Source organism: Actinobacillus seminis (genome assembly GCF_002263215.1).
Taxonomy (GTDB): Bacteria; Pseudomonadota; Gammaproteobacteria; order Enterobacterales; family Pasteurellaceae; genus Actinobacillus_B; species Actinobacillus_B seminis.
Genome location: NZ_NLFK01000004.1, coordinates 53,012 through 79,456 on the forward strand (window position 1 = coordinate 53,012; position 26,445 = coordinate 79,456).

Below are 26,445 nucleotides of genomic sequence, written 5' to 3' on the forward strand. Positions count from 1 at the left end.
CTTTGTGTGGTCGGTGCTATCGCGGCATTTTCGCATAATGCCTTGGCAGAGAATGGTGAAATAAAATTGGAAGGGATCGAAAAAGCCCCCGCCCTAGAACAGCTGGCTAAACCTACCGATATCAAGATTGAATCGGTAAATGAAAAATTTGCAAAGCGGTACGCAAGCCAATATAACAGCTGGAAAGCCACATCAAAATCTACAGAAATTGTGCCGGCAATTGAGGTTAATCCTCGCCTTATCGTCTTATGGGCAGGTTATGCTTTCTCAAAAGAGTATAACAAACCGCGCGGTCACTTTTATGCGATTACTGATGTGCGCAATATTTTGCGTACTGGGGCGCCGATGGATGAAACTTCCGGTCCGCAACCAATGGCATGTTGGACTTGTAAAGGTCCGGATGTGCCGCGTTTGATGGCAGAATGGGGTGAGCAAGGCTATTTTGATGGTAAATGGGCGAAAGGCGGTTCTGAAATTGTAAACCCAATCGGTTGTGCCGACTGTCACGATACGACCTCTAAAGAGTTTGCAGAAGGGAAACCGGCGTTGCGCATTGCGCGTCCAAACAGTTTGCGCGCCTTGGAAGCCTTGGGTAAAAAATTCAGCACCTTGGATAAAACCGACCAACGGGCGGCGATTTGTGCCAACTGTCACGTCGAATACTATTTCGATAAAAACGTCACTAACAACGTAGTATTTCCATGGTATAACGGAGTTGATGTGAAGGATATGGAAAAATACTACGACGATATCGAATTTAAAGACTGGGTACACGCCCTTTCTAAAGCGCCAATGTTAAAAGCACAACACCCGGACTATGAAACTTGGATGTTGGGTGTACATGGTAAAAATGGGGTAACTTGTATCGATTGCCATATGCCGAAAGTGCAAGGTGCTGATGGTAAAGTTTACACCGATCACAAAATTGGCAATCCGTTTGATGCCTTTGAAAGCACTTGTGCAAATTGTCATGATCAAAGTCAAGAAAAATTACAAGGTATTGTAGAATCCCATAAACATGACATCAAAGAAGTGATGACCCAACTTGAAGATCAGGTGGTGAAAGCGCACTTTGAAGCCAAAGCCGCGTGGGATGCAGGTGCTACTGAAGAAGAAATGAAAGACGCATTAAAATCCATCCGTCATGCGCAATGGCGTTGGGATTATTCTGCTGCCGGTCACGGCGGTCATATCCATGCGCCGGATGTGATCTTAAAAGTGATTGCCGGCGGTTTGGATCGCGCAGCAGATGCACGTGCGAAATTGGCAGTGATTTTAACCAAACATGGTGTGAAAACGCCACTTCAGTACCCGGATATCTCCAGCGCAGAAAAAGCATGGAAAGTGATTGGCGTGGATATTGAAAAAGAACGTGCGGATAAACAAAAATTCCTCAAAGAAATTGTGCCTCAATGGGAAAAAGAAGCAAAAGAAAAAGGCTTAATTTTGGATGCTCCGGCAAAATAGAGAAAAAATGACCGCACTTTTAATGGATAAAGTGCGGTTGATTTGAGCAACAAATTTGAGGGAAGAAAAATGAATGTGGTACTAAAAACAACAGCAAAATTGACCGCACTGGTAGGGCTGCTTATGTTGTCACTGCCGAGTTTGGCAAATGAAAAAGCCGCCGCAACAGAAAGTTTGTCACCGCTCACTTATGAGCCGACCTTAGAAAACCGGCGGGATCCGAATCGGTATTGTGCCGGCTGCCATAAATTTGACAGCAATGGCGAGCAATCTGGCGGCGAATTTCATTTTGGTAAATTCCACGGTCGACATTTACAGGAAAAAAATCCGAATAACGGGAAAGGCATTACTTGCGTCAGTTGTCATGGCAATATCTCGGAAGATCACCGTCGCGGCATGAAGGATGTGATGCGCTTCCAAAGCGATATTTTTGGCGATAAAAAACCAATGTTCACGGTAGAAGAACAAAACCAAGTTTGTTTTGCTTGTCACCAACCGAAAAAATTGCAGGAAAAACTCTGGGCGCATGATGTACACGCGATGAAATTACCGTGCGCAAGTTGCCATACCCTGCATCCGGAAAGTGATGCAATGAAAGGGATTGAACCGAAAGAGCAAGTAAAACTTTGCGTAGATTGTCACGGTGAGCAACAAAAACGTTTAGAGTCCGGATTGGCTGCCACACCGGCATTAAAACAAAAGGATTAACTATGACAGCTTGTACACGCCGAAATTTTGTTTCGGGCATGGGGGTGTTGATCCTGATGACCGGAACCTCAGCTAATGTCGTCGCGCAACGTGCGGCGGCGGAGAAAAAAACGATTCGTTATGCCATGCTGCATGATGAAAGCACTTGTATCGGTTGTACCGCTTGTATGGAGGCTTGTCGTGAAATCAATCAAGTACCGGAAGGCGTTTCTCGTTTAGAGATTATTCGTAGTCAACCCTATGGCGAATTTCCGAATGCACGGTACGAATTTTTCCGCCATTCTTGTCAACATTGTACGAATGCACCTTGTGTTAGTGTCTGTCCAACCGGAGCGTCTTATATTGATACATCCACGGGAATTGTGGATGTGAATAAAGATCTTTGTGTCGGATGTCAATATTGTATTGCGGTATGCCCTTATCGTGTGCGTTTTATTCACCCTATCCATAAAACTGCCGATAAGTGTAATTTTTGCCGTGATACTCACTTGGCAAAAGGTAAACAACCGGCTTGTGTTGAATCCTGCCCGACACACGCCTTAACCTTTGGCGATATTAACGATCCGCAAAGTGCGATTTCCTTGAAATTAAAACAAGTACAAACCTATCGCACTAAAGTGGAATTGGGTACGGATCCGAATTTATACCATGTTCCTGCAACCAAACCGGGGGAGATTAGACGATGAACAGCCCATTTCACTTTCCTTCTTTGGTTTGGGATCATACCATTGCGATCTATCTCTTTTTATTAGGGATTTCCGCCGGCGCAACAATGTTGTCAGTGATCTTAAAACGCAGCGGTTTAGCCGGAGAAGAGCTGTCACAAAACAATTTCTTACGTTGTAATGCGTGGTTGGCGCCAATTAGCATTATGATTGGTTTGTTATTGTTGATTTTCCACTTGGCGCGCCCTTGGACGTTTTGGTTTTTGATGTTTAATTACAGTCATACTTCTATTATGTCTGTCGGGGTGATGTTGTTCCAAGCGTACATGGTCTTTTTGAGCCTGTGGTTGGCGATTATTTTTAGAACCGTCGTATTAAACTATGTGAAACGTTTTGTACCGAAATTGGAAAATTTCGCGGCAAAAGGTATCGATATTGCCGCAAAGTTTATGAATTTAATCGAAATTGTCACCTTGCTTTGTAGCATTGCCTTAGGCGCTTATACCGGCTTCCTATTATCCGCCTTAGTCAGCTATCCAATGTTGAATAATCCAGTGTTGCCGATTTTGTTCTTGGCATCCGGAACTTCTTCCGGTATTGCGGCGTTGATTGTTTGTGCCTTGTTGTTTACCAAAGAATGCACCCGCTCAACATCTATGGCATTTTTGCATAAATTTGAGTTTCCGGTGGTATTGGCGGAAGCCTTCTTGTTGTTTGCCTTTTTCTTCGGTTTATACCTTGGCGGCGGACAAAAAACGATTGCCTTTGAGACCGCACTTTTAGGCGGCTTCTGGGCAAGTGTATTCTGGATTGGCGTCGTCGGTATCGGTATTGTGTTACCCTTATTACTCAATGCCTTTGCCAACGAGCAGCTAAAACACAAAAAAGGCTTCATGTTACTGATTGCCGCATTAACTTTAATCGGGGTATTCTGCTTGCGTTATTTCGTACTGTATGCCGGACAAATGACCCTTGCCTAATTGCAATGTGAGCAACAATTTTATGTTAAAATAAACAGGCGGGCGCAATGATACGCCTGCCTTATTTTTATCTACAGAAAAGGAATGGCAATGATCCCTGAGCTTGGTTTTATAGCCCTTATTTTTGCTTTTGTCAGCAGTGGCATATTAGCGCTGATTCCGCATTGGGCGATTTATCGACGCCGGCAGGGATGGATGCGATTGACGTGGAATTTGAGCTATGTATTTGGGCTGTTTACCACGATTTCCATTATCTGCCTTGCCTATGCTTTTGCCGTAGATGATTTCTCTGTGGCGTATGTGGCGCACCATTCCAATTCTCAATTGCCGATCTTTTTTAAAATCGCCGCAACTTGGGGCGGACATGAAGGTTCCATGTTGTTTTGGCTATTTGCCTTGAGCATTTGGGTGATGGCGTTTGCGTATTTTAGCCCTAAAATCGACCCTGTTATTGCGGCGCGTACCTTGGGGATTTTAGGCGCCATCTGTTTCGGTTTTTGCTTATTTATTCTGTTTTTTTCCAATCCTTTTGAGCGACAATTTCCTATTGTCACCGAAGGACGGGATTTAAACCCCATGTTGCAAGATGTCGGCTTAATTTTTCACCCGCCGCTCTTGTATTTGGGCTATGTCGGATTTGCGGTGAATTTTGCCTTAACCGTGGCAGCATTATTCAGCGGTTATTTTGATGCCGCTGTTGCGCGCTGGATGCGTCTTTGGGTACTTGGCTCATGGTTTTTTTTAACCTTAGGCATCATGCTGGGATCTTGGTGGGCATATTATGAATTAGGCTGGGGTGGCTGGTGGTTTTGGGATCCGGTGGAAAATGCCTCTTTGCTACCTTGGTTATTGGGACTGGCTTTATTGCACAGCCTTTCCGTCAGCGAACAGCGCGGCATTTATTATTACTGGACCATTTTATTTTCCTTGTTCACGTTCGCCTTTAGCTTGCTCGGTACTTTTATCGTGCGTTCAGGCATATTAACTTCCGTCCACGCTTTCGCCATGGATAGCGAACGCGGCATTGCACTGTTGATCTTATTTTTCTTACTTATGGTCAGCGCGTTAACCGTATTCGCCTTAAAGGTCAATATTCAATCAAGCGCGGTGCATTTTTCGTTAATTTCTAAAGAAACACTGATGTTACTTGCCAACGTCTTATTTACCGTAGCTACCGTCAGCGTCTTCATCGGAACCTTTTATCCCATGTTGTTTAGCCTACTCGGTCGAGGAGCCATTTCCGTCGGCGCACCCTATTTTAATCGTATTTTTCTGCCGCTGGTGGCGTTGGCATTATTGGCAATGTGGTGGGTATTTTCAGCAAAATGGCAAAAAATCAACCGCACTTTATGGCTAAAACGCACAATCTTGCTTTTTCCCGCTTTGGGTTTAAGCTATGCGTTAATTGATTTACAACGTCAACAAAACCCAATTTTACCCTTTAATGCTATGGCGTTTGTGTTTACGGCTCTTTCCTTTTGGTTGATTTTTACCATGTTGTGCATTCGCCGGCATAAGATGAATTTACGTTATTTGGGCATGATCGTTGCGCATTGCGGCGTGGCGGTGACGGTGATTGGCGCAGTGATGTCGAGTTATTATGGCAGCGAAATCGGCGTGCGTTTAGCACCAAATCAAAGCCAAACCTTAAACGGATATGAATTTCACTATTTAGGTTTTAAACATGAAATTGGCGCTAATTATACCGCCGAAAAAGCCCATTTTGAGATTTATAAGAATCAACAAAAAGTGACCGCACTTTATCCCGAACGTCGCTATTATGACGTGCGTACCATGAATATGTCGGAAGTGGGCATTCATTGGGGCTGGCTGGGCGATATTTATATCGTGATGGGCGATAAATTAAGCGGCGGCGAGTTTGCTTTTAGATTGCATTACAAACCTTTCGTACGCTGGCTTTGGTTGGGCGGTATTATGATGGCATTGGGCGCGCTTTTGGCGGCATTTGGCTTAAAACAACGGAAAAGCACATGAAAAGATCACGCTTAGTTTTTTTACCCTTAGTCGGGATAATGTTAGTTTGTATCGCGTTATTATTCGGTCTGCGCCAAGATCCGAAACAAATCGCCTCGGCGTTGATTGGCAAACCGGTACCGGAATTTTACCAATCGGATTTATTGGATTCTTCGCGCACCTTGAGCAACAAAGATTTGCCGAAAACCCTATTTTTGATCAATGTATGGGGAAGTTGGTGCGAATATTGCAAGCGGGAACATCCGTTTTTGATGCAATTGGCGGCACAAAATGTCAGCATTGTTGGGCTGAATTATCGTGATAAAGTGCAAAATGCGCTGGAAATGTTGAACAAAACCGGCAATCCGTTTAGCTTGGTGATCAACGACGGAAAAGGCGAATTAGCCCTGAAATTAGGCGTGGACGGTGCGCCGGAAAGCTATTTAGTGGATCAACATGGTGTCATTCAATATCGTTATGTCGGTGAGCTGAATGACACCGTATGGCAACAAGAATTTCTTCCTAAAATTAAAGAATTAACCCCATGAAAAAGATTATTTTTAGCTTGATTTTTTTCGCCTTGAGCGCGCAAGCGGAGATGGTGGATACTTTTTCATTTCACAATGACGCCGATCGCCTGCGCGCGGTGGAATTGGCTAAATCCTTGCGTTGCCCGCAGTGCCAAAATCAAAATTTGGTGGAATCCAATTCGCCGATTGCCTATGATTTGCGCCTTGAAGTGTATAACATGGTCAATGACGGAAAAAGTAACGATGAGATCATGCACCACATGACCGATCGTTTCGGCAATTTTGTTCGCTACAATCCGCCTTTTAATTGGTCTACCGCCGCGTTGTGGTTGCTGCCGATCTTATTATTTGGCGCCGCTGCTATCGGCATTTGGCAATACAGCCAAGGGCGTAGTCGTCATTGCGTTTTACCCTTAAGTATGCAACAACAGCAGCAATTGGCAAGCCTGCTGGCGACGAAGGAAGAGAAGAAATGAATTTATTATTGGCTGGCGTGGTGATTTTTATTGTTTTAATTTTGCTTTTGTTATGGTTGCCAATGGCAAGCTCAATTAAGCCGCAACATAATTATCGCCAACAACAAAATATCGCACTTTATCAGCAACAAATGGCGCAGCAACCGAGCCGCGAATTGGCGACAGAATTAAGCCAACGTTTGTTGCAAGATGAAAAATACTTGGAAAATCAACCGCACTTTTCCTTTGCACAAGATAAAAGTGCGGTCAGTTTCGGCACGAAAGTTGCCTTGGCAAGCGTGCTGATTGGTATTCCGCTCATTTGGTATGTGGCGCTGTCGCGTTATAGCGACGTATTGCTGGGCAAACAGGCATATTGGGAGCAAAAACAAAAAGCAGTGATGGCAAATTTAAGCGGCGATAATCAAGAATATATCGAAAAAATTCAACAACAATTGCGTCAAGATCCGAATGATGCCAAGTTGTGGTTGTTATTGGGGCGGGCGTATATGCAAGCGAACGAATGGGACAGCGCGTTGATAAGTTTTTCCAATGCGGAAAAATTGGAGGGATCGAAAGCCAATATTTTAGGGTTGGCGGCAAGTGCACTGTATTATCAAGCAGGCGAGCGCATCACACCGAAAGTCAGCCAATTGATAGACGTTATCTTGCAGCAAGATCCGCAGGAAATCTCCGCCTTGTCTTTATTGGCGGCAGAAGCGTATAAGCAACAGGATTATGCACGAGCCTTGAGCTTGTGGCAAAACATCTTGGACAGCGGAAACTCGCAAGCGGATCGGCGCATGATTATTCAGCGCATGAAAAGTATAAAAATGTTACAATCGTCCACTTCCCCTTAATTTCATGGCAAGGAACTCTGTATCATGACCAATTTTTCGCAAGTAATCATCATTGGCGCCGGCGCGGCAGGCTTGTTTTGTGCCGGTGAAATGGCAAAAGCGGGTATGCAAGTGACGATTTTGGATAATGGCAAAAAAGTGGGACGCAAAATTTTGATGTCCGGCGGCGGTTTTTGTAACTTCACCAATTTAGACGTCGGTCCGCAGCATTATTTATCGCAAAATCCCCATTTTGTGAAATCCGCGTTGGCACGTTTTAATCAATGGGATTTTATCGCCCGCGTGGCAGAGCGTGGCATTGCTTACCATGAAAAAGAATCGGGGCAATTATTTTGTGACAAGGGCGCAGAAGAAATTGTCGCCATGTTAGCGGACAGTTGCGCGCAATATCAGGTAAATATCCAACTGCGTCAGCAAATTGAACGGGTGGAATTGGTCGCTGATAATGCCTCGGCGCGCTTTGCATTAAAAGCGAACGGTGTGCAATGGCATTGCCACAGTCTAGTGATTGCCAGCGGCGGTTTGTCTATGGCGGGTTTGGGGGCAACGCCTTTTGGTTACCAAGTGGCACGGCAATTCGGGTTAAATGTGATTGCGCCACGCGCCTCATTAGTCCCCTTTACTTGTCGCGAAAAAGACAAATGTTATACCGCACTTTCCGGCGTCGCTTTGCCTGTCAGTGTGAAAGCGAAGTGCGGTCAAATTTTTAGCAATAATTTATTATTCACCCATCGCGGTATTTCCGGACCGGCAATCTTGCAAATTTCTAATTATTGGCAGTTGAATGAATCGCTGGAAGTGGATTGTTTGCCACATATGAATGTGGTGGAATTTATCCAAAACTTGCGCACAACCTCGCCGAAATTACGCCTAAAGACCGCATTATCGCGTATTTTACCAAGTCGTTTGTTGGAGCTTTGGATTGAACGGGGGCTGTTACAGGATGACATCTTAGCGCAGCTTTCCAACGCCCAATTGGCGGCATTGGATCTGCAAATCCATCATTGGCAAATCACGCCGAACGGAACCGAGGGATATCGTACCGCCGAGGTGACTATGGGGGGCGTGGATACGCAAGAGATTTCCTCTAAAACCATGGAGGCACAACGAGTTAGCGGATTGTATTTTATCGGCGAAGTGCTGGATGTGACCGGTCGGTTGGGTGGGTACAATTTCCAATGGGCTTGGAGTTCCGCCTATGCTTGCGCACAAGCCATCTGCACAAAACATAAAAAAGTGCTTTAAAGCCTTATATTACGGGCTTTAAATCACTTTTTATCCACTATTTTACTTGTGCTGTTGAAGAAAAGAGGTTTTTGCACTAAAGATAAAAATACAGCGAGATCGAATATAAGGTAGTTCTAATATAAGGCAGTAATAAATAGATGATGAAATTAGGACATAATGTTACAGGGATTCAATTAGGTATTTTATTAGGTTGTATTAGTTATAAGTTTTTAAATTTCAATTTACTTTCTTCAATAATGATAAGTTATTGTGCATATAAAGGGGCTAATGCACCTGATTTTTTAGAGATCTCATGGTTTGATAAAAAAAAGATGATGAGAAAATCTATCATAAAACATAGAACTTATACGCATTGGACGTTGTTTTGGGTGTTCGCATTTTCTCTTTCTCTCTATGGTTATTTTGCTTATTCATTAAATTGGATATACGTTATTTCATTTATTCTAGGGGTTTTCTTGCATCTTATTTTTGATCTGCCTAATCCTTCCGGTATTCCGCTTTTCTTTCCTACAAGACGGAAGAAAACACTTAATTTATGGAAAAGCGGCGAGCATGAACGATTAATTTGTACGATAACGGGGTTAATGGTCATTTGTGCGTTATATTTTATGTATAAGCAAGAATTACGTTATTTTTTGCAAAATCCAAGTGGGGCGATTCAACACATCATTAACCAATTATTTGCTGATACCATTTCATTTTTAAAAGAAGCGTTAAACTATTTAAAGATGTTAATCAATTCATGGTAAAAAATTCCCTGACGGAGGGCGACAGGTCGGTTCGCCCGTTAACCCCAATTTGGGGCATTTTTACTAATCTTTTAAAATTGTGTTTATCCATTAAATTTCACGTCCTATTGGCGTAAATAAATCCCATTCTGGAATGACGGGTAATTCTTTAGATGAGGTCACTACAATGCGTTCATCTAACGTTAATTTTTTCCGGTTCTAAAAAGTCCCCCATATTTAAATTCATAGCATTAGTAAAATCCTTTGGTAAACGGATTGCTTTACTATTGCCCCATTGCTTCACTTGTAATCTTATATTCATATTGTATATGGCTGACAAAGCCCTTATCTTTCGATAAGCCAAAATTCAGCCTCTCCTTACTCTCGGTTAATATCTCACTCATATTGTATTATTTAGTGATACATTGTTATGTATAACTTTACTTCTTGCAAAGTCAAATAAAAAATTGCCCCGGCGTATTCCGCTAGGGCAATTTTTTTATTTCTTATTCCTGTTTACCATTGATAACCAATACTTGCTGCTCCGCCTTTATCGCCAACAGAGTTGCTACTAAAGGAAACGTTAAGCCCAAATTTAGCGTTATCTGATAATTTAGAATAACCTACAGCTACAGCATTTTCTCCTTTGTACGTTCCTACACCAACAGACAAGGTTGATTTACCCGGTAATGACGGTTTATACAAACTGCCCATCGCCATCGCGGCTGCGACACCGGCACGTAATTCCTTATTCGACACATTCAATTGATTTTGCAAATCGTTTGTTTTTATATCGACATAATTCTTATTGACAACTGCATTACCGGGAGTTTGTGGAGTCACATCCGGCACAGTGAGGTGGCCTTTATTACCATTAAGGGTAATTTTATCGCCGATTTGCATTGTGCCTTTTGCCGCATCAATCACTACATTTTCCTTACTGTTCTTATCTTTCATCGTGACTTTATTTGCCCCATACTGAGCAGAATCACCCTCTTTATTTGAGACTGTAGACCCTTTTGCTGTGTGCGTAGTAGCGTTGCCCTCGTTATCTTTCAAGGTTGTTGCAACTGCACTGTGCGTAGCGGTATTGCCTTTGCCATCATGCAAGGTAGAACTTGCGGCTGCATGAGTGGCAGTGTGGTCTTTATCGTCTTTCACGGTCAGCCCATTTGCATTTTGTATGCTTTCATTGCCTTGTTTGTCTTTCAACGTTGCACCATCCACTTTATAGCCGGCAGTATGACCTTTATCATCCTTGAGCGTTGTGCCGGCGCGACCGATCGTCACACTATTGCCTTTTTTATCATCAAGCTTAATATCGTCCACGCCATATTTAGCGGTCTGTTTATCTTTGCCGACAATCTCAACGCCATCTTTTGTGAAGCTGGCTTTTGGTTGGTCAGGGTCAAGATAACCGTCGTTGCCTTTTGAACCGACATGCACGCCATCCGCATTATGAATGCCAATATTGCTACCATCCACCACACGTAAACCGCTTTTATCTAAAATTGATTTTTTGCCATCTTCATCTTTGGTTTCAAAAGTGTTCATGCCTTTCAAATCTTGATTTAGCGTCACAACTAACTTACCGTCTTTGCCAGCGACATCAATGTTATTTTCAGTACCAATGAAGACTTTTTGATCTTTTTCGCGACCAAAGCCGACAATCTCAAGAGTTTCAGTCAGGGCTTTGTGAATCATTTCCCCTTGATTGCCTTTGAAATTTAACCCCGCTTTAGCGGTGTCCACGCCACCGTTGATCCCTTTCGGTGTTTGCGTTTTCTCCAGCTCGGCTTTCAGTTTTTCCGCTTCTTGTTGTTTCGTTTTCACGTCAGCTTTTGCTGTTGCAATTTCTTTCTCAAGTTTTTCAATTTCTTGTTTTTCTTGCTCAGCATTCTCTTTTTTATCATCAAGCCCTAAAGCGGATTTCAAATTATTTAACGCAATAGCATTGCCCGCGGATTCACCGTTTGTATTGACAAGGGAAAGTTGGGCTGTTTGTGCTTCGGCATTCGGTCTTACCAAGCCATCTTTTCTTACATCACCGGCTTTATAGTATTTACCATCGTTGCCTTTCACTAAACGCTCGCCTTTCTCATTGGTGTAGACCAAGGTGCCGGCTTCACCGTTGCGAATAGCATTAGCTTTGTCGTTCGGATTTAATCCGTTTAAGCCGTCTTTTGCTGTCAACCCTGTTGCCCCGGTGTTGTTTGTTTTGCCATCTTTGCCTTTTCCACCATATTGCCCATCTTTACCGTCGGCAAACACGTACTTCGGCGTATCGTTTTTCTCCGCTTCAAAAATACCCTCAATTGCTTTGTTGAGTTCTTCCTTGTTATTAGTTTTTTGTTTTACGAGCTCTTCATATTTTTTCTTCGCAGCGCTTAATTTCTCTGCACTTTCTTGTTGTTTTTTCAAGGCATCTTCAGTCGATAATGCCGGATTCGGATTCATGCCTGTGGCGGTGAATAATTGTCCTGCGTTGACGGCATCCGTTGACCCCGCTTTAAGATCTCCCTCTTTGACGTTGGTGATCTTCATTGCTTGATCTGTCGGTTCGGCTTTAATCACGACTTACTCAATAGCAACTTCTTTGTCGCCTTTACTACCATCTTCTTTAGCTTCATAGAATTTGTAGATGTCTTTGCCGTCTTTATTTTCTTTCACTTTCACGATTTTTTTACCGTCTTCAGTGTAATAATCAAACGGTTTCGCATCATTCATGACTTTGATTTTGTCATTAAATTCTTTTTTAGTCGTTTCAAGTTGTTTGTTTAACTCTTCTTTATTGGTTTCGAATTTTTGATCTAACTCCGTTTTGGTATCATCAAATTTTTTAGAAAGATCATCAATTTGTTTTTTGTATCTTTTTTATGCTCCTCTAAATTTTTAGTTAGTTCTTCTTTGTTTTTTCAATTGTTTTTTTGAGTTCATCACCAGATTTTTTCACCTCATCTTGAACAAATTTTACATTGGTTGCGAGAGTCGGGTCTTTTTTAGCCTCTTCATCAGAAATGTCTTTTAATCCTGAGATTTGCCCTGTACCTTGTTTTTTACCGTTTTTATCTGTCGTGGCGAATTCAATTTTTGGACTGTCTTTTTGAGTTGTGTCCAAAGTAATCGGCGCTTTGTTGTTTGTGCTACCGCTACCGGCATTGCCATTCAGCGCTTTACCAATCTCAATTTTTTCAGAAGTCAATACGGTTTGTTTGCCGTTGCCTTGTGTGGTGGTATTTCCTCCTGTCATTTGATTGCCACCAATGGTAACAGTGTCAAGGTTTTTCAAATCTTTTGCCAATTTAATTTCAAGCGTAGCATCTTTGCCGTCAGCTCCATTCGCTTTTTTCACTACGCGGATATTATCGCCGGCAAATTTATTAATTGTTTCCGTTCCCTCGCCTTGTAATTTTAAGGTCTTGCCAAGGGAAACACGCACTTTATCGCCGGCGTTTTGCGCAGTAGTACCGGCTGGTTGAGGTGCTGTTGCAGTTCCATTGCTTGAATTGCCTTCAAATTCAATGTAACTCTCTTTAGACATAACGCTAGCAATTACTTTATCTAACGATTCAATAGCTTCTTTAATGGTCGTTGGTTTATTTTTTATGGTGCTTTCATTGGTTACGCCATTGCCGGGAGCCGTTCCTGTTCCACCGGTATTCGCACTATTATTATTTTTAACAGAAGTCAGTGTAATGCCGAGATCGCCGAAGTCGGTATTATTTTGAGTATTTCCGGTTCCGCCGGTTGCTCCATTCACGGTTAGCCCAATTTTGCTTGCCAAGGCATAAAGTTGTGAACCGTTAATAGCGCCGTAGGAGGCTGTATCAATTTTCCCTTTCTCCACATTTACCACACGTCGTTTCAAGCTGTCAGAACCTACAGAAAAAACCTTCGCTTCTTTGGCTTCAGACATATTCCCTACAGCGACGGAATTTTCCGCATTGTTGTCTGTCATCGCTTTGTAACCAATAGCGATGGAATTTTTCCCTTCTGCTTTATTGCCTTGCCAGTTGGTATTTTTCAACTCGTCTTTTTCTTGTTTAGATAAAATTCCTTTTCCAGCTAATAAAATCTTCTTATTCTCTTCAATTTGTTTGGTGATTTTATCAAATTGCTCGCGTTTTTCTTCAGGCGTGGCTTCTACGCCATTTTTCCCTTTTTTCTCTATTTCATCTTTTTTGGTTATGCGATCTTTAATTTCTGATAGTAATTGGTCTGTATTATTATAATCCGAATTATTTTTTTGAATTTCTTCAATTTTTTTGGTTAATTCTTTTTTAAATTCAGGATCAAATGTTTCTCCATTGTTTTTCTCACGGTTTTCAATTTGTAATTCCATCGCTTTGAGTTTGACCCAAGTTTTGAAGTCTTGCTCTTCTTTAGCGTAGTTTTTGCCGTCGTCTTTAATGGAAATGTATGGCATGCTGATGTTGTTTTCATCGAAAGACATGGTCATTTTATCTTCCAAGGCTTTGAGTTGGGAGACGTTGACCGCGTCGGTGTCGAGGTAGCCCGGCGCGACGTTAGAAATGCGGCGTTCTGAACCTTTCACCCCAACGGACAATACCCCCGCCCCGATAGACGATGGAATAGAGAAGGAGCCTTTTGGTGTGTAGCCTTGTTTTTTAAATCATCGGGGTTGTAGTCCGTTTTTGATTTAAATCCAAGTGCGATAGAATTTGACTTATTCACATTGGAATAGTTACCAATAGCGAGAGTGTTTTCAATGGCTTCAAATTTTTGCTTCGTTTTTCTATCGGGAGATTTGTTATCGTTATCAACTACATAACGCCCTTCTTCAGAAGTGGCTTTATAACCAATAACCATCGCATTATTTCCATAAGCGGAAGAGTATCCCCCAATGGCGAAAGAGTTAATCCCTTCAGCACGCGACAATGCGCCTAATGCAACGGAAAGTGGGCCAATGGCTTTTGTACCGTAACCAATAGCAAAAGATTCACGCCCACCGCCATAGGCGCCTTGTCCGATAGCAAACGCACGGTCATCACGTGCAAAGGCAAATCGTCCTATAGCAAGAGAGTTATCCCCTCGTGCGGTGACATAAGACCCAATTGCGATTGCTCCATTGTTTACATAACCTTTCGAATAGTCGATTCGTTTTGGTATTTGTGTGTTACCGAGATATTCCATATCATATGACGATGAACCGTCTGCCAGTATTTTAACGTTTGCATTTTTGGCTTGTATGATCTTGTATTCGCCCGAACCTTCTTGTAGTTCCATTTTCGGCTTGAACCAACTTTGAACATTCTCTTTAGCTAATGCTTCAGGTAAATTTTGATTTAGGAATTGATTCAGCGTGAGGTAATCCGATTCACCTTCATAAATATTCAATAATTTCCAATAGTCATCGCTAAGTGCCACATTCGCGGAAGCATAAGAACCAATGGCAAGCGACCCTTTCCGGCGGCATAAGCGTCGCGACCGTACACCATAGATTGATCACTTAATGCTTGCACATTATTCCCGATGGCGATACCGTTGTCGTAGTAGACGTAGGCTTCGTTACCAATGGCTAAGGATTTTTCCCCGTATGCAAGCGTACCTGAGCCAATAGCGGTAGAATGCTTGCCGCGGGCGATGGCGAGTGTCCCTACTGCAGTGGTGAAGTCATCAAAAGCAATGGAACGCGAGCCCAAAGCAATCGCCCCTTGCCCCCGCGCCAAGTGTGCGTACGGGTTGGATCCTTACCGTCCGTGTTTGCAGAACCATTGATAACCTTATTTTGTTGTTTATCCCAGTCTTTTAAATATTCTTGATATTCATCTTTAAATTCGTCGGCATTTCTTCGAGTTTTAAAATAGTCTTGTATTTTTTTATTTCTTTCGCCTATATTTTTATCCATATCGTTATCATATTTTATTACTAAATAATCTGTGGTATAGTTAAAATTCTCACGGTCATGTCTAAATAAAAGCCAAGTATCAAACGATAAAGGGCGGTTATATTTACCGGATGGTATGTTATCGGAACCGATGGAAATAGCTCCGTGTCCCCATGCGACGGCGTCGTTCCCCACTGCGGTGGATTCTTTACCTTGTGCAAAGGAGCGGTAACCGATAGCAGTGGCTTGCGAGTTGTCGTTTTGTGAATTTGATCCGGCAATAGTCGCAAAGCCGATAGCTGTATTTCCCGTTCCCCCAGCTACGGCTCGAGAACCGACAGCTGTGTTGTAATTGTATTGTATTTGTGTTTTTGCATTACTACCCGCTTTATTTTCTTCATCAGCAAGGAAAATTGATTCATCTTTTGCCTCACCAAATTTATCTTCATTAGCGATTTTAGTTTTATCGTATAAATCTGTTCTATTGCTTCTTTGTGAAGTAGTGAAATCTTCTGTTTTTATTTTAAGCGCTTCAGCAGCTAAAGCTATATTTACATTCAATGCGAATCCTGCGACAAGCATCGCTTTGACAATGCGATTGTATTCCATATTGCTATCCTTTATTGAGAGTGGTTGTTGGTTATATTATGAGTCATTCTATCGACGACTATTTTGCCGAGATTGGCAGAGCGTATTGGCGACAGACATAGACAATAATGTGAAATAGTTTTCCCTTATTTTTTACGCCTTTAAAAGGCGAAAATTTCCCCTATTTTATTTTTTTTTCAAGGACTTTCTGTAGAGAGAATGATTTAAAATAAACAAGGGAGTAAAAATCCTGTTTATGATGCCAAATGGTTTCGTTATAATGCGCCGTTGCCGGAAGTCGCCACCGAGAACTATTGCGTTAAAATTCATTCAGGCGAGGCGATGTTAGCGTTGTGTGTTGATGAATACGCTAAATCCGGACATAATTGAGTAATCACTAAGGAAATATAATGAGCATATTAAAAAACGATCGCTATTTACGAGCCTTATTGCGCCGGCCGGTGGATATGACGCCGGTGTGGATGATGCGCCAAGCGGGGCGTTATTTGCCCGAGTATAAAGCGACTCGCGCACAAGCGGGCGATTTTATGTCGTTGTGTCGCAATGCGGATTTGGCTTGTGAGGTGACATTGCAACCCTTGCGTCGCTATGCACTTGATGCGGCAATTTTATTTTCCGATATTTTAACCATTCCGGATGCGATGGGATTGGGGCTAAGTTTTGGCAGCGGTGAAGGTCCGCGATTTGAACGCGTAATTGATAGCCAAAGTGCGGTGGATAATTTGCCGATTCCGGATCCGGAGCAGGAATTGCAGTATGTGATGAATGCGGTGCGAACTATCCATCGTGAGCTGAAAGGCGAGGTACCGCTGATTGGTTTTTCCGGCAGCCCTTGGACCTTGGCAACCTATATGGTGGAAGGCGGGAGCAGTAAAGCCTTTACGAAAATCAAGAAAATGTTATATGCCGAACCTAGGCTATTGCACCAATTGTTAGAGAAATTGGCAGCGTCGGTTATTTTGTATTTAAATGCACAAATTAAAGCAGGCGCGCAGGCGGTGATGGTATTTGATACTTGGGGCGGCGTGTTGGGACATCGGGAATATCTTGATTTTTCTTTGCAATATATGCACAAAATTGTTGAAGGCTTAATTCGCGAAAATGATGGTCGCCGCGTGCCGGTGACGTTGTTTACCAAAGGAGGCGGCTTGTGGTTGGAAGCGATGGCGGATACGGGCTGTGATGCGCTTGGGCTGGATTGGACTGTGAATTTAGCCGAGGCGAAAGCGCGTGTCGGGCATAAAGTGGCGTTGCAAGGTAATATGGATCCGTCAGTGTTATATGCATCACCATTGCGTATTGAGCAGGAAGTCAAACAAATTTTGGCAGATTTTGGACAGGGCAGCGGTCATGTGTTTAATTTGGGGCATGGGATCCATCAAGATGTACCGGAAATCAGTCCGCACGTTTTTGTGGAGGCTATTCATCAATATTCTCAAGTTTATCATAAATAAGAGCGGTGGTTTTTTATGCGAAATCCAATTCATAAACGTTTGGGAAATTTACAATCTTGGCAACATTTGACCTTTATGGCATGCTTGTGCGAACGGATGTATCCGAATTTTGTGATGTTTTGTCAGGTAACGGAGCAACATCCGCAAGCGGTGAAAACCTACCATAATATTTTAAATTTGGTGTGGGAGCAGCTGACGGTTAAAGGCGTGAAGATTAATTTTGAAAACCAGTTGGAAAAACTGGAAGCTATTATTCCGAATGTGAATGATTATACGTTTTTCGGCGTGTTGCCGGCAATTGATGCTTGCGAGGGGCTGGCGGAATTAGTGCATGGTATTATTGCCGGTTCAACGCTGGATCAGGCGGTGAAATTAAGTCTTTTGTCTTTGCAAACTGTGGCGACGGCGTTGGAAATGCAAAAGGGTGAGGCGCTTTCGGAACAGGCGCTTAAAGAGACGGAAGAAATTCAGCAGGAATTGGATATTCAATGGCAGATTTATCGCGCACTAAAAGATTGTGAAGAGCGGGATACTGCCTTGATTTTAGGGCTGAAAAATGAGTTGCGACAGGAGAAAATCTCAAATATCGGGATAGAAATTGAGCAATAATGTGATTTTGCTAGCAATTTTCACATATATTGCTTTGATTTATTGGTAACTTAGATTATGCTGGTATCACTGTAATTACAGTGATTATAGGTTATCGGGTACAATCGACCCACGTAATATCAGATCTAATAGAAATTATAGAAGGTACTAATTTATGAACAAAACAGATTTAATTGATGCAATTGCAAGTGCTGCGGAGTTAAACAAGAAACAAGCTAAAGCGGCGTTGGAAGCAACATTAGATGCAATTACAGAAAGTTTGAAAGCGGGCGATCAGGTACAATTAATTGGCTTTGGTACATTCAAGGTAAATTCACGTAAAGAACGTACGGGACGCAATCCGCAAACCGGCGCTGAAATTAAAATTGCGGCGTCTAAAGTGCCGGCCTTCGTTGCAGGTAAAGCATTAAAAGATTCTGTAAAATAATCAGACTGTCATACCAAAACGGGTAACCGTATAGCGAAAACCAAGTTGGATAAACTTGGTTTTTTATTTTCTGTTAGTTAAATTTAAGCAATATTTTGATCTTAAAAGATAACTGCCGGTATCGATTTGTGAATTAAACGTTATAGAGTTTTATCGTCCAAGATCGAACCGAGAGAAATCAGGTTTACGCATCAAATACGTTCAGGTAAACCGGAATAGGTAAAAATACCTGTTTCGAGGATAAATCAAAACAGGTATTAGCAGTGAGATAGCGTTGGATGAGGAGAGTACCATGTGTGGAAAAATCCTCAATCACTTCGCGATAAAATAGATGAGTGCTTATTTTCTACGTTCGCGACGTTCTCTCGGTGTACGTTCGCTAAAAGTGCGGTTCCTTTTTCTTTAAATTTACGCTCCGGTTTGCCAAAACGGTTTTCGCTGTTACTTCTGCCTTTGCGTTTATCGCTGTCGCGATCATAACCACGTTCATAGCCATGGACTTCACCGACAAAGGTCATACGCATTTGTTTGTTTAAAATACGCGTTTTACCAAAGACTTGTAATAATTCTTTCGGCATCCCTTGCGGAAGCTCGATTGTGGAGTAGTCATCGTATAGTTTTATGTGTCCAATATAACGACTATTAATGTCGCCTTCATTCGCGATAGCACCGACAATATGACGTACTTCCACACCATCCGCACGTCCAACTTCAACGCGGTATAAATCCATAGGTTGTGGATTTCCGTAGCCGCGACGTTCTGCTGAACGGGAATTTTCACGACGCTCACGGCGATCGCCGCGTTCTCCGCGACGGCGTTTTTCGATAACGGGATCCGGTGGTAAAATCAGTTTTTGTTTACCTTGCAATAGCATTAGCATTGCTGCCGCAATATCTTCTTGATCCTGATCGGCGGTAAACAAGTCTTCCAACAAACTGCGGTAGATGTCAAGATCATGATGTTCCAGCTGTTTGGTTATTTTTGCTACAAATTTTTTGCGACGACAGGCTTGCAACGCTTCATGGTTCGGTACTTCGACTTCTTCAATCGGTTTTTTCATTAAGCGTTCAATGTTGCCAAGCAGGCGACGTTCTTTCGGTTCCACGAAAAGAATCGCACGCCCTGCGCGTCCGGCACGTCCGGTACGACCGATACGATGAACATAGCTTTCCGCATCAAGTGGAATATCATAGTTAAATACTAAACTGATACGTTCTACGTCCAAACCGCGTGCGGCAACGTCGGTAGCAACTAAAATATCCAAACTTCCATTACGTAAACGATCAAGGGTTTGTTCACGTAATTGCTGGGTCATGTCGCCATTTAATGCTGCAGCACGGAAACCGTGTTTTTCCAATAATTCAGTAATATCTAGAGTACCGGTTTTAGTGCGGGTGAAAATAATTGCCGCATCAAAATTTTCTACTTCAAGGAAACGTAAAAGTGCCTCATTTTTACGAAAACCATGAACATACCAGCAACTTTGCGTAATATCCGGTGCAGTTTGTTGATTAGATTGAATTTTAACTTCTTGCGGATCCTGCATAAAGCGTTTAGTAATGCGACGAATTGGTTCTGGCATTGTCGCCGAGAATAGGGCTGTTTGGTGATTTTCCGGCAATTCCGCCATCACGGTTTCAACATCTTCAATAAAGCCCATGCGTAACATTTCATCTGCTTCATCCAATACGATAGATTGTAATTCGGATAAATCCAAGGTACCGCGGCGGATATGATCTAAAATACGACCGGGTGTACCGACTACGACTTGTGCGCCTTGTTTTAATGCACGCAATTGAATATCGTAACGTTGACCGCCATATAGAGTGACAATACGCATTCCTTTGGCGTGTTTTACAAATTGTTCGCAAGCATCAGCCACTTGAATGGCAAGTTCACGGGTTGGCGCCATCACTAACATTTGTGGATATTTTTTATCGGTGTCAATTTGCGCTAATAACGGGAGAGAGAAAGCCGCGGTTTTTCCACTACCGGTTTGCGCCATACCTAGTACGTCGCGCCCGTTTAATAAATGTGGAATACAAGCCTGTTGAATTGGTGATGGGGTCACAAAGCCCATTTCGGAAACAGCGGTAAGAATAAATTCAGGCAAGCCTAAATTATGGAAAGTAGTTTGAATTTCAGTCATTAAAAAATACTCGAATGTAAAAAAAGGAAAGCTCAATAGCTCCTTTCAGATAATTATAAATTGTTGCTTACAAGGATAATCCCTAATTCGTTTCACAACACCGGAGACAAAAAACCGGAAAGATTAGATGTCTTATTCTGCTTGATTTGGTTTCAATTGATTCAATTCAAGCAATGCAAAACGATACTCAACAAAGTTATACACCTGATTTGCTATGGCAAGTTTAAATAGCGTTTCCGCTTCGTCAACTTGACCCATATTGAGTTTTTGTTTTGCCAGATAGAAGTAAGTTTCAGTCAAAATCTCAGCGTGTTGCGATGATGTCGAATCAACAAAACGCTGTGCTTTCTTTTGTAATTCTTCGACTGTTAATTTACCTAAATAATATTGGACAATATTTGTACCCCAGTAGTCTGCGGAAAGTTTTGTTGCACGTGTTGCCAGATTTTGTTGCGCTTCATTCGGTTTCAATTTCAGCTCATTTAAATATAGCCATAAGACACGATAAGGATCAGATTTATCTGCTTGATAAAAGTTCAGAAAATCCTCTTCCGCCAGATTATAACGTCCCACATAATAGAAATCCAAACCTCGGTTGAGGTAAGTATATTCATAGTTGGGATCCAATTCCAACACTGCATTGAATGCATCCAATGCACCATCATAGTCTTCATCTAATAGCAGATAAAGTCCAAGATAATTATACACTGCCGCCATTTTAGGTTGGAGTGCGAGTGCTTGAGTAAAATCATAGCGAGCTAACCCCCATAAACTGAGGCTGTCATATAAAACACCGCGTTAAAAATGCAGTGTTGCCCGCTCATTATCACTCATCTGCCCCACGATGGCTTATGCGAACAATCATGACTTCTTGTTCAAAGTGAATATTCGGATTTTGTTCTGCCAATATGAGCTTATTTCTCGTTCCTAAGCTTGAGCCGGTACTAATACAACCGCTCAAAAATAGAACAATCCAAAAGCTTGGCAAGAATTGGACGAATTTTAACAACCGAGGAAGTTGTAACATCACGGATAAGCCTTATAGCACAGATATTGCTCGTTTTTCATAGTATTACGACGATATTGTCGTACTATGATATTAGATTATCACTGAATGATACCGAACTAAGTGTCCGGCATCATTCAGTTAAACTTTAAATTTCCTCTTATTCCACGTCAGAGGCGACAGGTGGTTGTGCTTCCACTGTTTTAGCAACGAGATCTTTCATGGTTAAACGAATACGTCCTTGACGATCAATTTCAACAACTTTTACTGTCACTTCTTGACCGACACTTAAGTAATCACTTACTTTCTCAACGCGTTCTTCTGCAATTTGAGAAATATGTACTAAGCCTTCTTTGTTGCCGACTAACGTTACGAAAGCACCGAAATCTGCTAAACGGGATACTTTACCCTTGTAAGTCGCGCCGGCTTCAACTTCAGCAGTAATGTCTTCGATACGTGCCATGACTTCTTTAACCGCACTGTTGTCAACTGCTGCAATTTTAACCGTACCGTCATCGTCAATATCAATAGAAGTACTGGTTTCTTCGGTTAATGCGCGAATTACCGCACCACCTTTACCTATCACATCTTTGATTTTCTTCGGATCAATTTTCATGGTATAGATACGCGGCGCGAATTCAGAAATACTTTCGCGTGGGGCAGAAATCGCTTGCTCCATTACACCTAAAATATGCATCCGCGCGCTTTTCGCTTGGTTTAACGCAATTTGCATAATTTCGGCAGTAATGCCTTCGATTTTAATATCCATTTGTAACGCAGTGACCCCTTCGCGTGTACCGGCGACTTTGAAGTCCATATCGCCAAGGTGGTCTTCGTCACCTAAAATATCAGAAAGTACCACGAATTTATCTTCTTCTTTCACCAAGCCCATAGCAATACCTGCAACAGCGGCTTTAATCGGTACACCCGCATCCATTAACGCAAGGGAGGCACCACATACGGATGCCATGGAAGAAGATCCATTGGATTCTGTAATTTCAGATACTACGCGAACGACATAAGGGAATTCGGTAAGTGTGGGCATCACGGCGCTCACACCACGTTTTGCCAAACGACCGTGACCGATTTCACGACGTTTCGGAGAGCCGATCATCCCGGTTTCACCGACAGAATATGGCGGGAAGTTATAGTGGAATAAGAAATGATCGGTTTTTTCGCCGGTCAATTCATCAATAATTTGCGCATCACGTTCAGTCCCTAACGTCGCGACTGCTAAGGCTTGCGTTTCACCGCGAGTGAAAATGGCTGAGCCATGAGTACGAGGTAATACGCCGGTACAAATATCTAATGCACGAACAGTATCTACCGTACGACCATCAATACGCGGTTCACCATTTAAAATACGACTACGCACGATTTGACTTTCAAGTGCGGTGAAAATATCAACAATTTTTCCTTCGCTGATTTCTTCGCCTTCCGGTGCTTCTGCGGTGATTTGTGCAATCACATCCGCTTTGATGCTATCAATTTGCTCATAGCGAGCTTGTTTTTCTGTAATACGATAAGCATCACCCAAACGCGCTTCAGCAATGGCTTTTACTTTGTCGATTAACGCGGTATTTGGTTGTGGCGCAACCCAATCCCAACGCGGTTTTCCGGCTTCGGCTGCAAATTCTTTGATTGCTTCCACAACTACTTGTTGTTGCTGATGACCGAAGACTACCGCGGCTAACATTTGTTCTTCAGTTAAAATATCCGCTTCGGATTCAACCATTAATACCGCTTTATCCGTACCCGCAACCACTAAATCCAAACGACTTTGTTTTTGTTCGTTAATGGTTGGGTTCAAGACAAATTGATTATTGATAAAACCAACACGTGCCGCCCCGATTGGACCGTTGAATGGAACGCCGGAAAGAGAAAGTGCAGCGGAAGCTCCGATCATTGCAACTAAATCCGGGCTGATTTGCGGATTAACGGACACCACAGTGGCAACCACTTGAATCTCGTTAAAGAAACCTTCCGGGAATAATGGACGAATCGGACGGTCGATTAAACGTGCGATTAAGGTTTCGCCTTCAGATGGACGACCTTCACGTTTAAAAAATCCACCCGGAATGCGACCTGCTGCGTAAGTACGCTCTTGATAATTAACAGTTAATGGAAAGAAATCTTGCCCTTCTTTCACCTCTTTTTTGGCAACAACGCTGACAAATACTGTCGTATCGTCCATGCTCGCCATGACCGCGGCGGTCGCTTGACGTGCAATTGCACCGGTTTCTAATGTTACGGTATGTTGACCGTATTTAAACTGTTTAACAATTGGATTCACAATGTTTTTCCTTTTTATCAAATAAAACTATCGGCGAGATTATCGCCTTAACTTGTGCATTTTCCTAATTGCGACTAGCGAAAATAATCTCCTAACTTACCGCTTTGGGGAATTTATAAAATTATTTTTGATAGCCGCACGCCAACAGGAAAAAAACAAGCCACGGCATTATACAGGTCTTTTGGGTTTATGGGTAATAAAAAAAAAAAAAAAAGTGCGCTTTTACTAAATGTTTATATTTTATTTAAAATTATTTTTTAAATTATTTAAACAATGAATTAAAAATACACATTTTATTTAAACGAATAACATTTCTGAATTAGAGCGGTTTATAAGATAAAACGACTCAAATCTTCGTTTTCAACCACATCACCTAATGCATCAACGACAAAGGCTTCATCAATGTTAACCGTTTGTCCGCTCATATCGCTGGCGTTAAATGAAATTTTATCCATCAAACGCTCCATTACTGTATGTAAACGTCTGGCACCGATATTCTCTGTTTTTTCATTAACACGGAAAGCCGCTTCGGCAATTTTTTTAATTGCTTCTTGAGTAAAGGTAATGTTTACGCCTTCGGTTGCCATTAATGCTTTGTATTGTTCCGTTAATGAAGCATTCGGCTCGGTGAGGATGCGCTCAAAATCATGTGCAGTTAAAGCAGATAACTCCACGCGAATTGGTAAACGACCTTGCAATTCCGGAATAAGATCCGACGGACGAGCAACTTGGAAGGCGCCGGAAGCAATAAACAAAATATGATCGGTTTTGACCATTCCGTGTTTGGTATTGACAGTGGAGCCTTCGACCAGCGGAAGTAAATCACGTTGCACACCTTCGCGCGATACATCAGCGCCGCTGTATTCGCCTTTTTTACAAATCTTGTCAATTTCATCAATAAAAACAATCCCATTTTGCTCGACGGAATCAATGACTTTTTGTTTTAATTCCTCCGGATTAATTAATTTTGCGGCTTCATCTTCGATTAAGGTTTTTAGTGCATCCTTAATTTTCATTTTGCGCTTAGTAGTTTGTGAGTTAGATAAGCCTTGGAATAAGGATTGTAATTGATTGGCCATATCTTCCATACCCGGAGGGGTCATAATTTCTACCCCCATTGGCACAGCAGTAATATCAATTTCGATTTCTTTTTCGTCTAATTGTCCTTCACGTAATTTTTTACGGAAAACTTGGCGCGTATTGCTGCTCAGATTATGCCCTTCAACTTCCCCCCATTGATTTTTACTTGGCGGTAATAATACATCTAAAATGCGATCTTCTGCCGCTTCTTCAGCACGAAAACGGTTCTTTTCAATTTCTTGTTGGCGCACTAATTTCATGGCGCTATCAGTCAAATCACGAATAATAGAATCCACTTCTTTACCGACGTAGCCGACTTCGGTAAATTTTGTGGCCTCTACTTTAATAAAAGGAGCATTAGCAAGTTTTGCCAGACGACGGGCAATTTCGGTTTTCCCCACGCCGGTCGGTCCAATCATGAGAATATTTTTCGGAGTTACTTCGTGGCGAAGCGGTTCTTGTAATTGCATTCTGCGCCAACGGTTACGCAAGGCGATCGCTACTGCACGTTTGGCATCCGCTTGACCGATAATGTGTAAATCAAGTTCGGAAACAATTTCTCTTGGGGTCATTTCAGACATAATATATTCCTTTTACAATATAATTACTACGTATGGTATTTGTTGCGGCATCAAATTTAGGGTAATTCTTCGATCGTAAAATTGGTATTGGTATAAACACAGATATCGCCAGCAATTTGTAAGGATTTTTCGACGATTTTACGGGCGGAAAGCTCGGTATTTTGCACTAAGGCACGGGCAGCAGACAGGGCGTAATTGCCACCGGATCCAATTGCAAGAATTTGATCATCTTCCGGTTGAACCACATCACCGATACCCGTAATAATTAAGCTTTCTTTTTCATCTGCGACGATAAGCATAGCCTCTAATTTGCGTAAGGCGCGATCCGTTCTCCAATCTTTCGCTAATTCGACCGCACTTTTAAGCAAATGCCCTTGGTGTAATTCGAGTTTGCGTTCAAATAATTCAAATAGGGTGAATGCGTCGGCAGTACCGCCGGCAAAACCTGCTAATACTTTGTTATTGTATAAGCGACGGACTTTGCGTGCGTTGCCTTTCATTACAGTATTGCCGAGGGATACTTGTCCATCACCGCCCACAACCACTTTTCCGTTGCGGCGAACACTTACGATCGTTGTCATCTTTTTTCCTATGCTTTATTGATACATGGAAACTAAGTGGGGATGAAATTGCGGCTTTCAAGAGTTGATGGCAGATTTTCAAGGAGTTTTTCACGCAGGCAATTGCGTTGGTATAGCGCTGACATAAAAAATAGAAAAGTGCGGTCAAAAAATGCCATATCTCGCTAGAAAAGAAGGCATCAATTTGATGCC

General features: G+C 42.4%; 22 protein-coding genes and 2 pseudogenes. 13 read left to right on the forward strand and 11 right to left on the reverse strand.

The genetic code is table 11. From position 1 onward, the window contains the following. The first annotated feature begins 60 nt into the window (after positions 1-60). From nrfA to CFY87_RS05025, 10 genes are all read left to right on the forward strand, one after another. Complete coding sequence (nrfA, locus tag CFY87_RS04980; protein WP_419670248.1) at positions 61-1,467, forward strand: ammonia-forming nitrite reductase cytochrome c552 subunit; 1,407 nt, start codon at positions 61-63, stop codon at positions 1,465-1,467. 69 nt (positions 1,468-1,536) lie between these two features. Next, complete coding sequence (nrfB, locus tag CFY87_RS04985) at positions 1,537-2,175, forward strand: cytochrome c nitrite reductase pentaheme subunit (RefSeq protein ID WP_094946155.1); 639 nt, start codon at positions 1,537-1,539, stop codon at positions 2,173-2,175. A 2-nt stretch (positions 2,176-2,177) separates the two neighbouring features. Continuing rightward, complete coding sequence (nrfC, locus tag CFY87_RS04990; protein WP_094946156.1) at positions 2,178-2,861, forward strand: cytochrome c nitrite reductase Fe-S protein; 684 nt, start codon at positions 2,178-2,180, stop codon at positions 2,859-2,861. Further along, entirely contained in the window at positions 2,858-3,820 is a 963-nt protein-coding gene (gene nrfD, locus CFY87_RS04995) for a cytochrome c nitrite reductase subunit NrfD (RefSeq protein ID WP_094946157.1), read from the forward strand. The genes nrfC and nrfD overlap by 4 nt, the downstream gene beginning before the upstream one ends. 90 nt (positions 3,821-3,910) lie before the next feature. After that, positions 3,911-5,815: a heme lyase NrfEFG subunit NrfE gene (gene nrfE / locus CFY87_RS05000; protein ID WP_094946158.1), complete on the forward strand. Its 1,905-nt coding sequence runs from the start codon at positions 3,911-3,913 to the stop codon at positions 5,813-5,815. Next, positions 5,812-6,342 carry a DsbE family thiol:disulfide interchange protein gene (locus CFY87_RS05005; RefSeq protein WP_094946159.1) on the forward strand — a complete coding sequence of 177 codons (531 nt, stop codon included), beginning with the start codon at positions 5,812-5,814 and terminating at the stop codon, positions 6,340-6,342. The genes nrfE and CFY87_RS05005 overlap by 4 nt, the downstream gene beginning before the upstream one ends. After that, entirely contained in the window at positions 6,339-6,800 is a 462-nt protein-coding gene (gene nrfF / locus CFY87_RS05010; RefSeq protein WP_094946160.1) for a heme lyase NrfEFG subunit NrfF, read from the forward strand. Before CFY87_RS05005 ends, nrfF begins: the two co-directional genes overlap by 4 nt. Further along, positions 6,797-7,639, forward strand: a complete 843-nt coding sequence (locus tag CFY87_RS05015) for a TPR domain-containing protein (RefSeq protein ID WP_094946161.1) — start codon at positions 6,797-6,799, stop codon at positions 7,637-7,639. The genes nrfF and CFY87_RS05015 overlap by 4 nt, the downstream gene beginning before the upstream one ends. A gap of 24 nt (positions 7,640-7,663) precedes the next feature. Further along, positions 7,664-8,884 carry a BaiN/RdsA family NAD(P)/FAD-dependent oxidoreductase gene (locus tag CFY87_RS05020; RefSeq protein WP_094946162.1) on the forward strand — a complete coding sequence of 407 codons (1,221 nt, stop codon included), beginning with the start codon at positions 7,664-7,666 and terminating at the stop codon, positions 8,882-8,884. A gap of 140 nt (positions 8,885-9,024) precedes the next feature. Next, positions 9,025-9,636, forward strand: coding sequence for a metal-dependent hydrolase (locus CFY87_RS05025; protein ID WP_094946163.1), 612 nt, complete (start codon positions 9,025-9,027; stop codon positions 9,634-9,636). A gap of 495 nt (positions 9,637-10,131) precedes the next feature. On the opposite strand, the gene CFY87_RS05035 is transcribed toward CFY87_RS05025, so the two are convergent. The 6 genes from CFY87_RS05035 to CFY87_RS05055 all read right to left on the reverse strand — a co-directional run bounded on the left by CFY87_RS05035 (position 10,132) and on the right by CFY87_RS05055 (position 16,072). After that, positions 10,132-12,189, reverse strand: a complete 2,058-nt coding sequence (locus tag CFY87_RS05035) for a YadA-like family protein (protein ID WP_094946164.1) — start codon at positions 12,187-12,189, stop codon at positions 10,132-10,134. Positions 12,190-12,192: 3 nt separating this feature from the next. Continuing rightward, positions 12,193-12,342 (reverse strand): hypothetical protein, encoded by a 150-nt coding sequence (locus tag CFY87_RS11680; RefSeq protein ID WP_158216612.1) that lies wholly within the window; start codon positions 12,340-12,342, stop codon positions 12,193-12,195. Between the two features lie 169 nt (positions 12,343-12,511). Next, on the reverse strand, positions 12,512-14,182 hold the full coding sequence (locus CFY87_RS05040) for a hypothetical protein (RefSeq protein ID WP_094946165.1): 1,671 nt from the start codon (positions 14,180-14,182) through the stop codon (positions 12,512-12,514). Continuing rightward, positions 14,167-14,973, reverse strand: coding sequence for a hypothetical protein (locus CFY87_RS05045; protein ID WP_094946166.1), 807 nt, complete (start codon positions 14,971-14,973; stop codon positions 14,167-14,169). The genes CFY87_RS05040 and CFY87_RS05045 overlap by 16 nt, the downstream gene beginning before the upstream one ends. Beyond that, a complete protein-coding gene (locus CFY87_RS05050; protein WP_158216613.1) occupies positions 14,970-15,278 on the reverse strand; it encodes a hypothetical protein in 309 nt (102 codons plus the stop codon). The genes CFY87_RS05045 and CFY87_RS05050 overlap by 4 nt, the downstream gene beginning before the upstream one ends. Continuing rightward, positions 15,233-16,072 (reverse strand): hypothetical protein, encoded by an 840-nt coding sequence (locus CFY87_RS05055; RefSeq protein WP_094946168.1) that lies wholly within the window; start codon positions 16,070-16,072, stop codon positions 15,233-15,235. The genes CFY87_RS05050 and CFY87_RS05055 overlap by 46 nt, the downstream gene beginning before the upstream one ends. A gap of 389 nt (positions 16,073-16,461) precedes the next feature. On the opposite strand from CFY87_RS05055, the gene hemE reads away from it, so the two are divergent. The 3 genes from hemE to CFY87_RS05070 all read left to right on the forward strand — a co-directional run bounded on the left by hemE (position 16,462) and on the right by CFY87_RS05070 (position 18,562). Beyond that, positions 16,462-17,526: a uroporphyrinogen decarboxylase gene (hemE, locus tag CFY87_RS05060; RefSeq protein WP_094946169.1), complete on the forward strand. Its 1,065-nt coding sequence runs from the start codon at positions 16,462-16,464 to the stop codon at positions 17,524-17,526. Positions 17,527-17,541: 15 nt separating this feature from the next. Continuing rightward, positions 17,542-18,135 (forward strand): YjaG family protein, encoded by a 594-nt coding sequence (locus CFY87_RS05065; protein WP_094946170.1) that lies wholly within the window; start codon positions 17,542-17,544, stop codon positions 18,133-18,135. 154 nt (positions 18,136-18,289) lie between these two features. Continuing rightward, positions 18,290-18,562, forward strand: coding sequence for an HU family DNA-binding protein (locus CFY87_RS05070; RefSeq protein ID WP_094946171.1), 273 nt, complete (start codon positions 18,290-18,292; stop codon positions 18,560-18,562). A 339-nt stretch (positions 18,563-18,901) separates the two neighbouring features. Here CFY87_RS05070 and CFY87_RS05075 read toward each other — a convergent pair. The 5 genes and pseudogenes from CFY87_RS05075 to hslV all read right to left on the reverse strand — a co-directional run bounded on the left by CFY87_RS05075 (position 18,902) and on the right by hslV (position 26,253). Beyond that, positions 18,902-20,712 (reverse strand): annotated as a pseudogene (locus tag CFY87_RS05075) (DEAD/DEAH box helicase). Between the two features lie 132 nt (positions 20,713-20,844). Beyond that, a pseudogene (gene nlpI / locus CFY87_RS05080) lies at positions 20,845-21,739 on the reverse strand (lipoprotein NlpI). A gap of 139 nt (positions 21,740-21,878) precedes the next feature. Next, positions 21,879-24,011: a polyribonucleotide nucleotidyltransferase gene (gene pnp / locus CFY87_RS05085; protein WP_094946172.1), complete on the reverse strand. Its 2,133-nt coding sequence runs from the start codon at positions 24,009-24,011 to the stop codon at positions 21,879-21,881. A gap of 329 nt (positions 24,012-24,340) precedes the next feature. Further along, positions 24,341-25,672, reverse strand: a complete 1,332-nt coding sequence (gene hslU, locus CFY87_RS05090) for an HslU--HslV peptidase ATPase subunit (RefSeq protein ID WP_094946173.1) — start codon at positions 25,670-25,672, stop codon at positions 24,341-24,343. 56 nt (positions 25,673-25,728) lie between these two features. Beyond that, entirely contained in the window at positions 25,729-26,253 is a 525-nt protein-coding gene (hslV, locus tag CFY87_RS05095) for an ATP-dependent protease subunit HslV (protein WP_094946174.1), read from the reverse strand. Between the last annotated feature and the right edge of the window lie 192 nt (positions 26,254-26,445).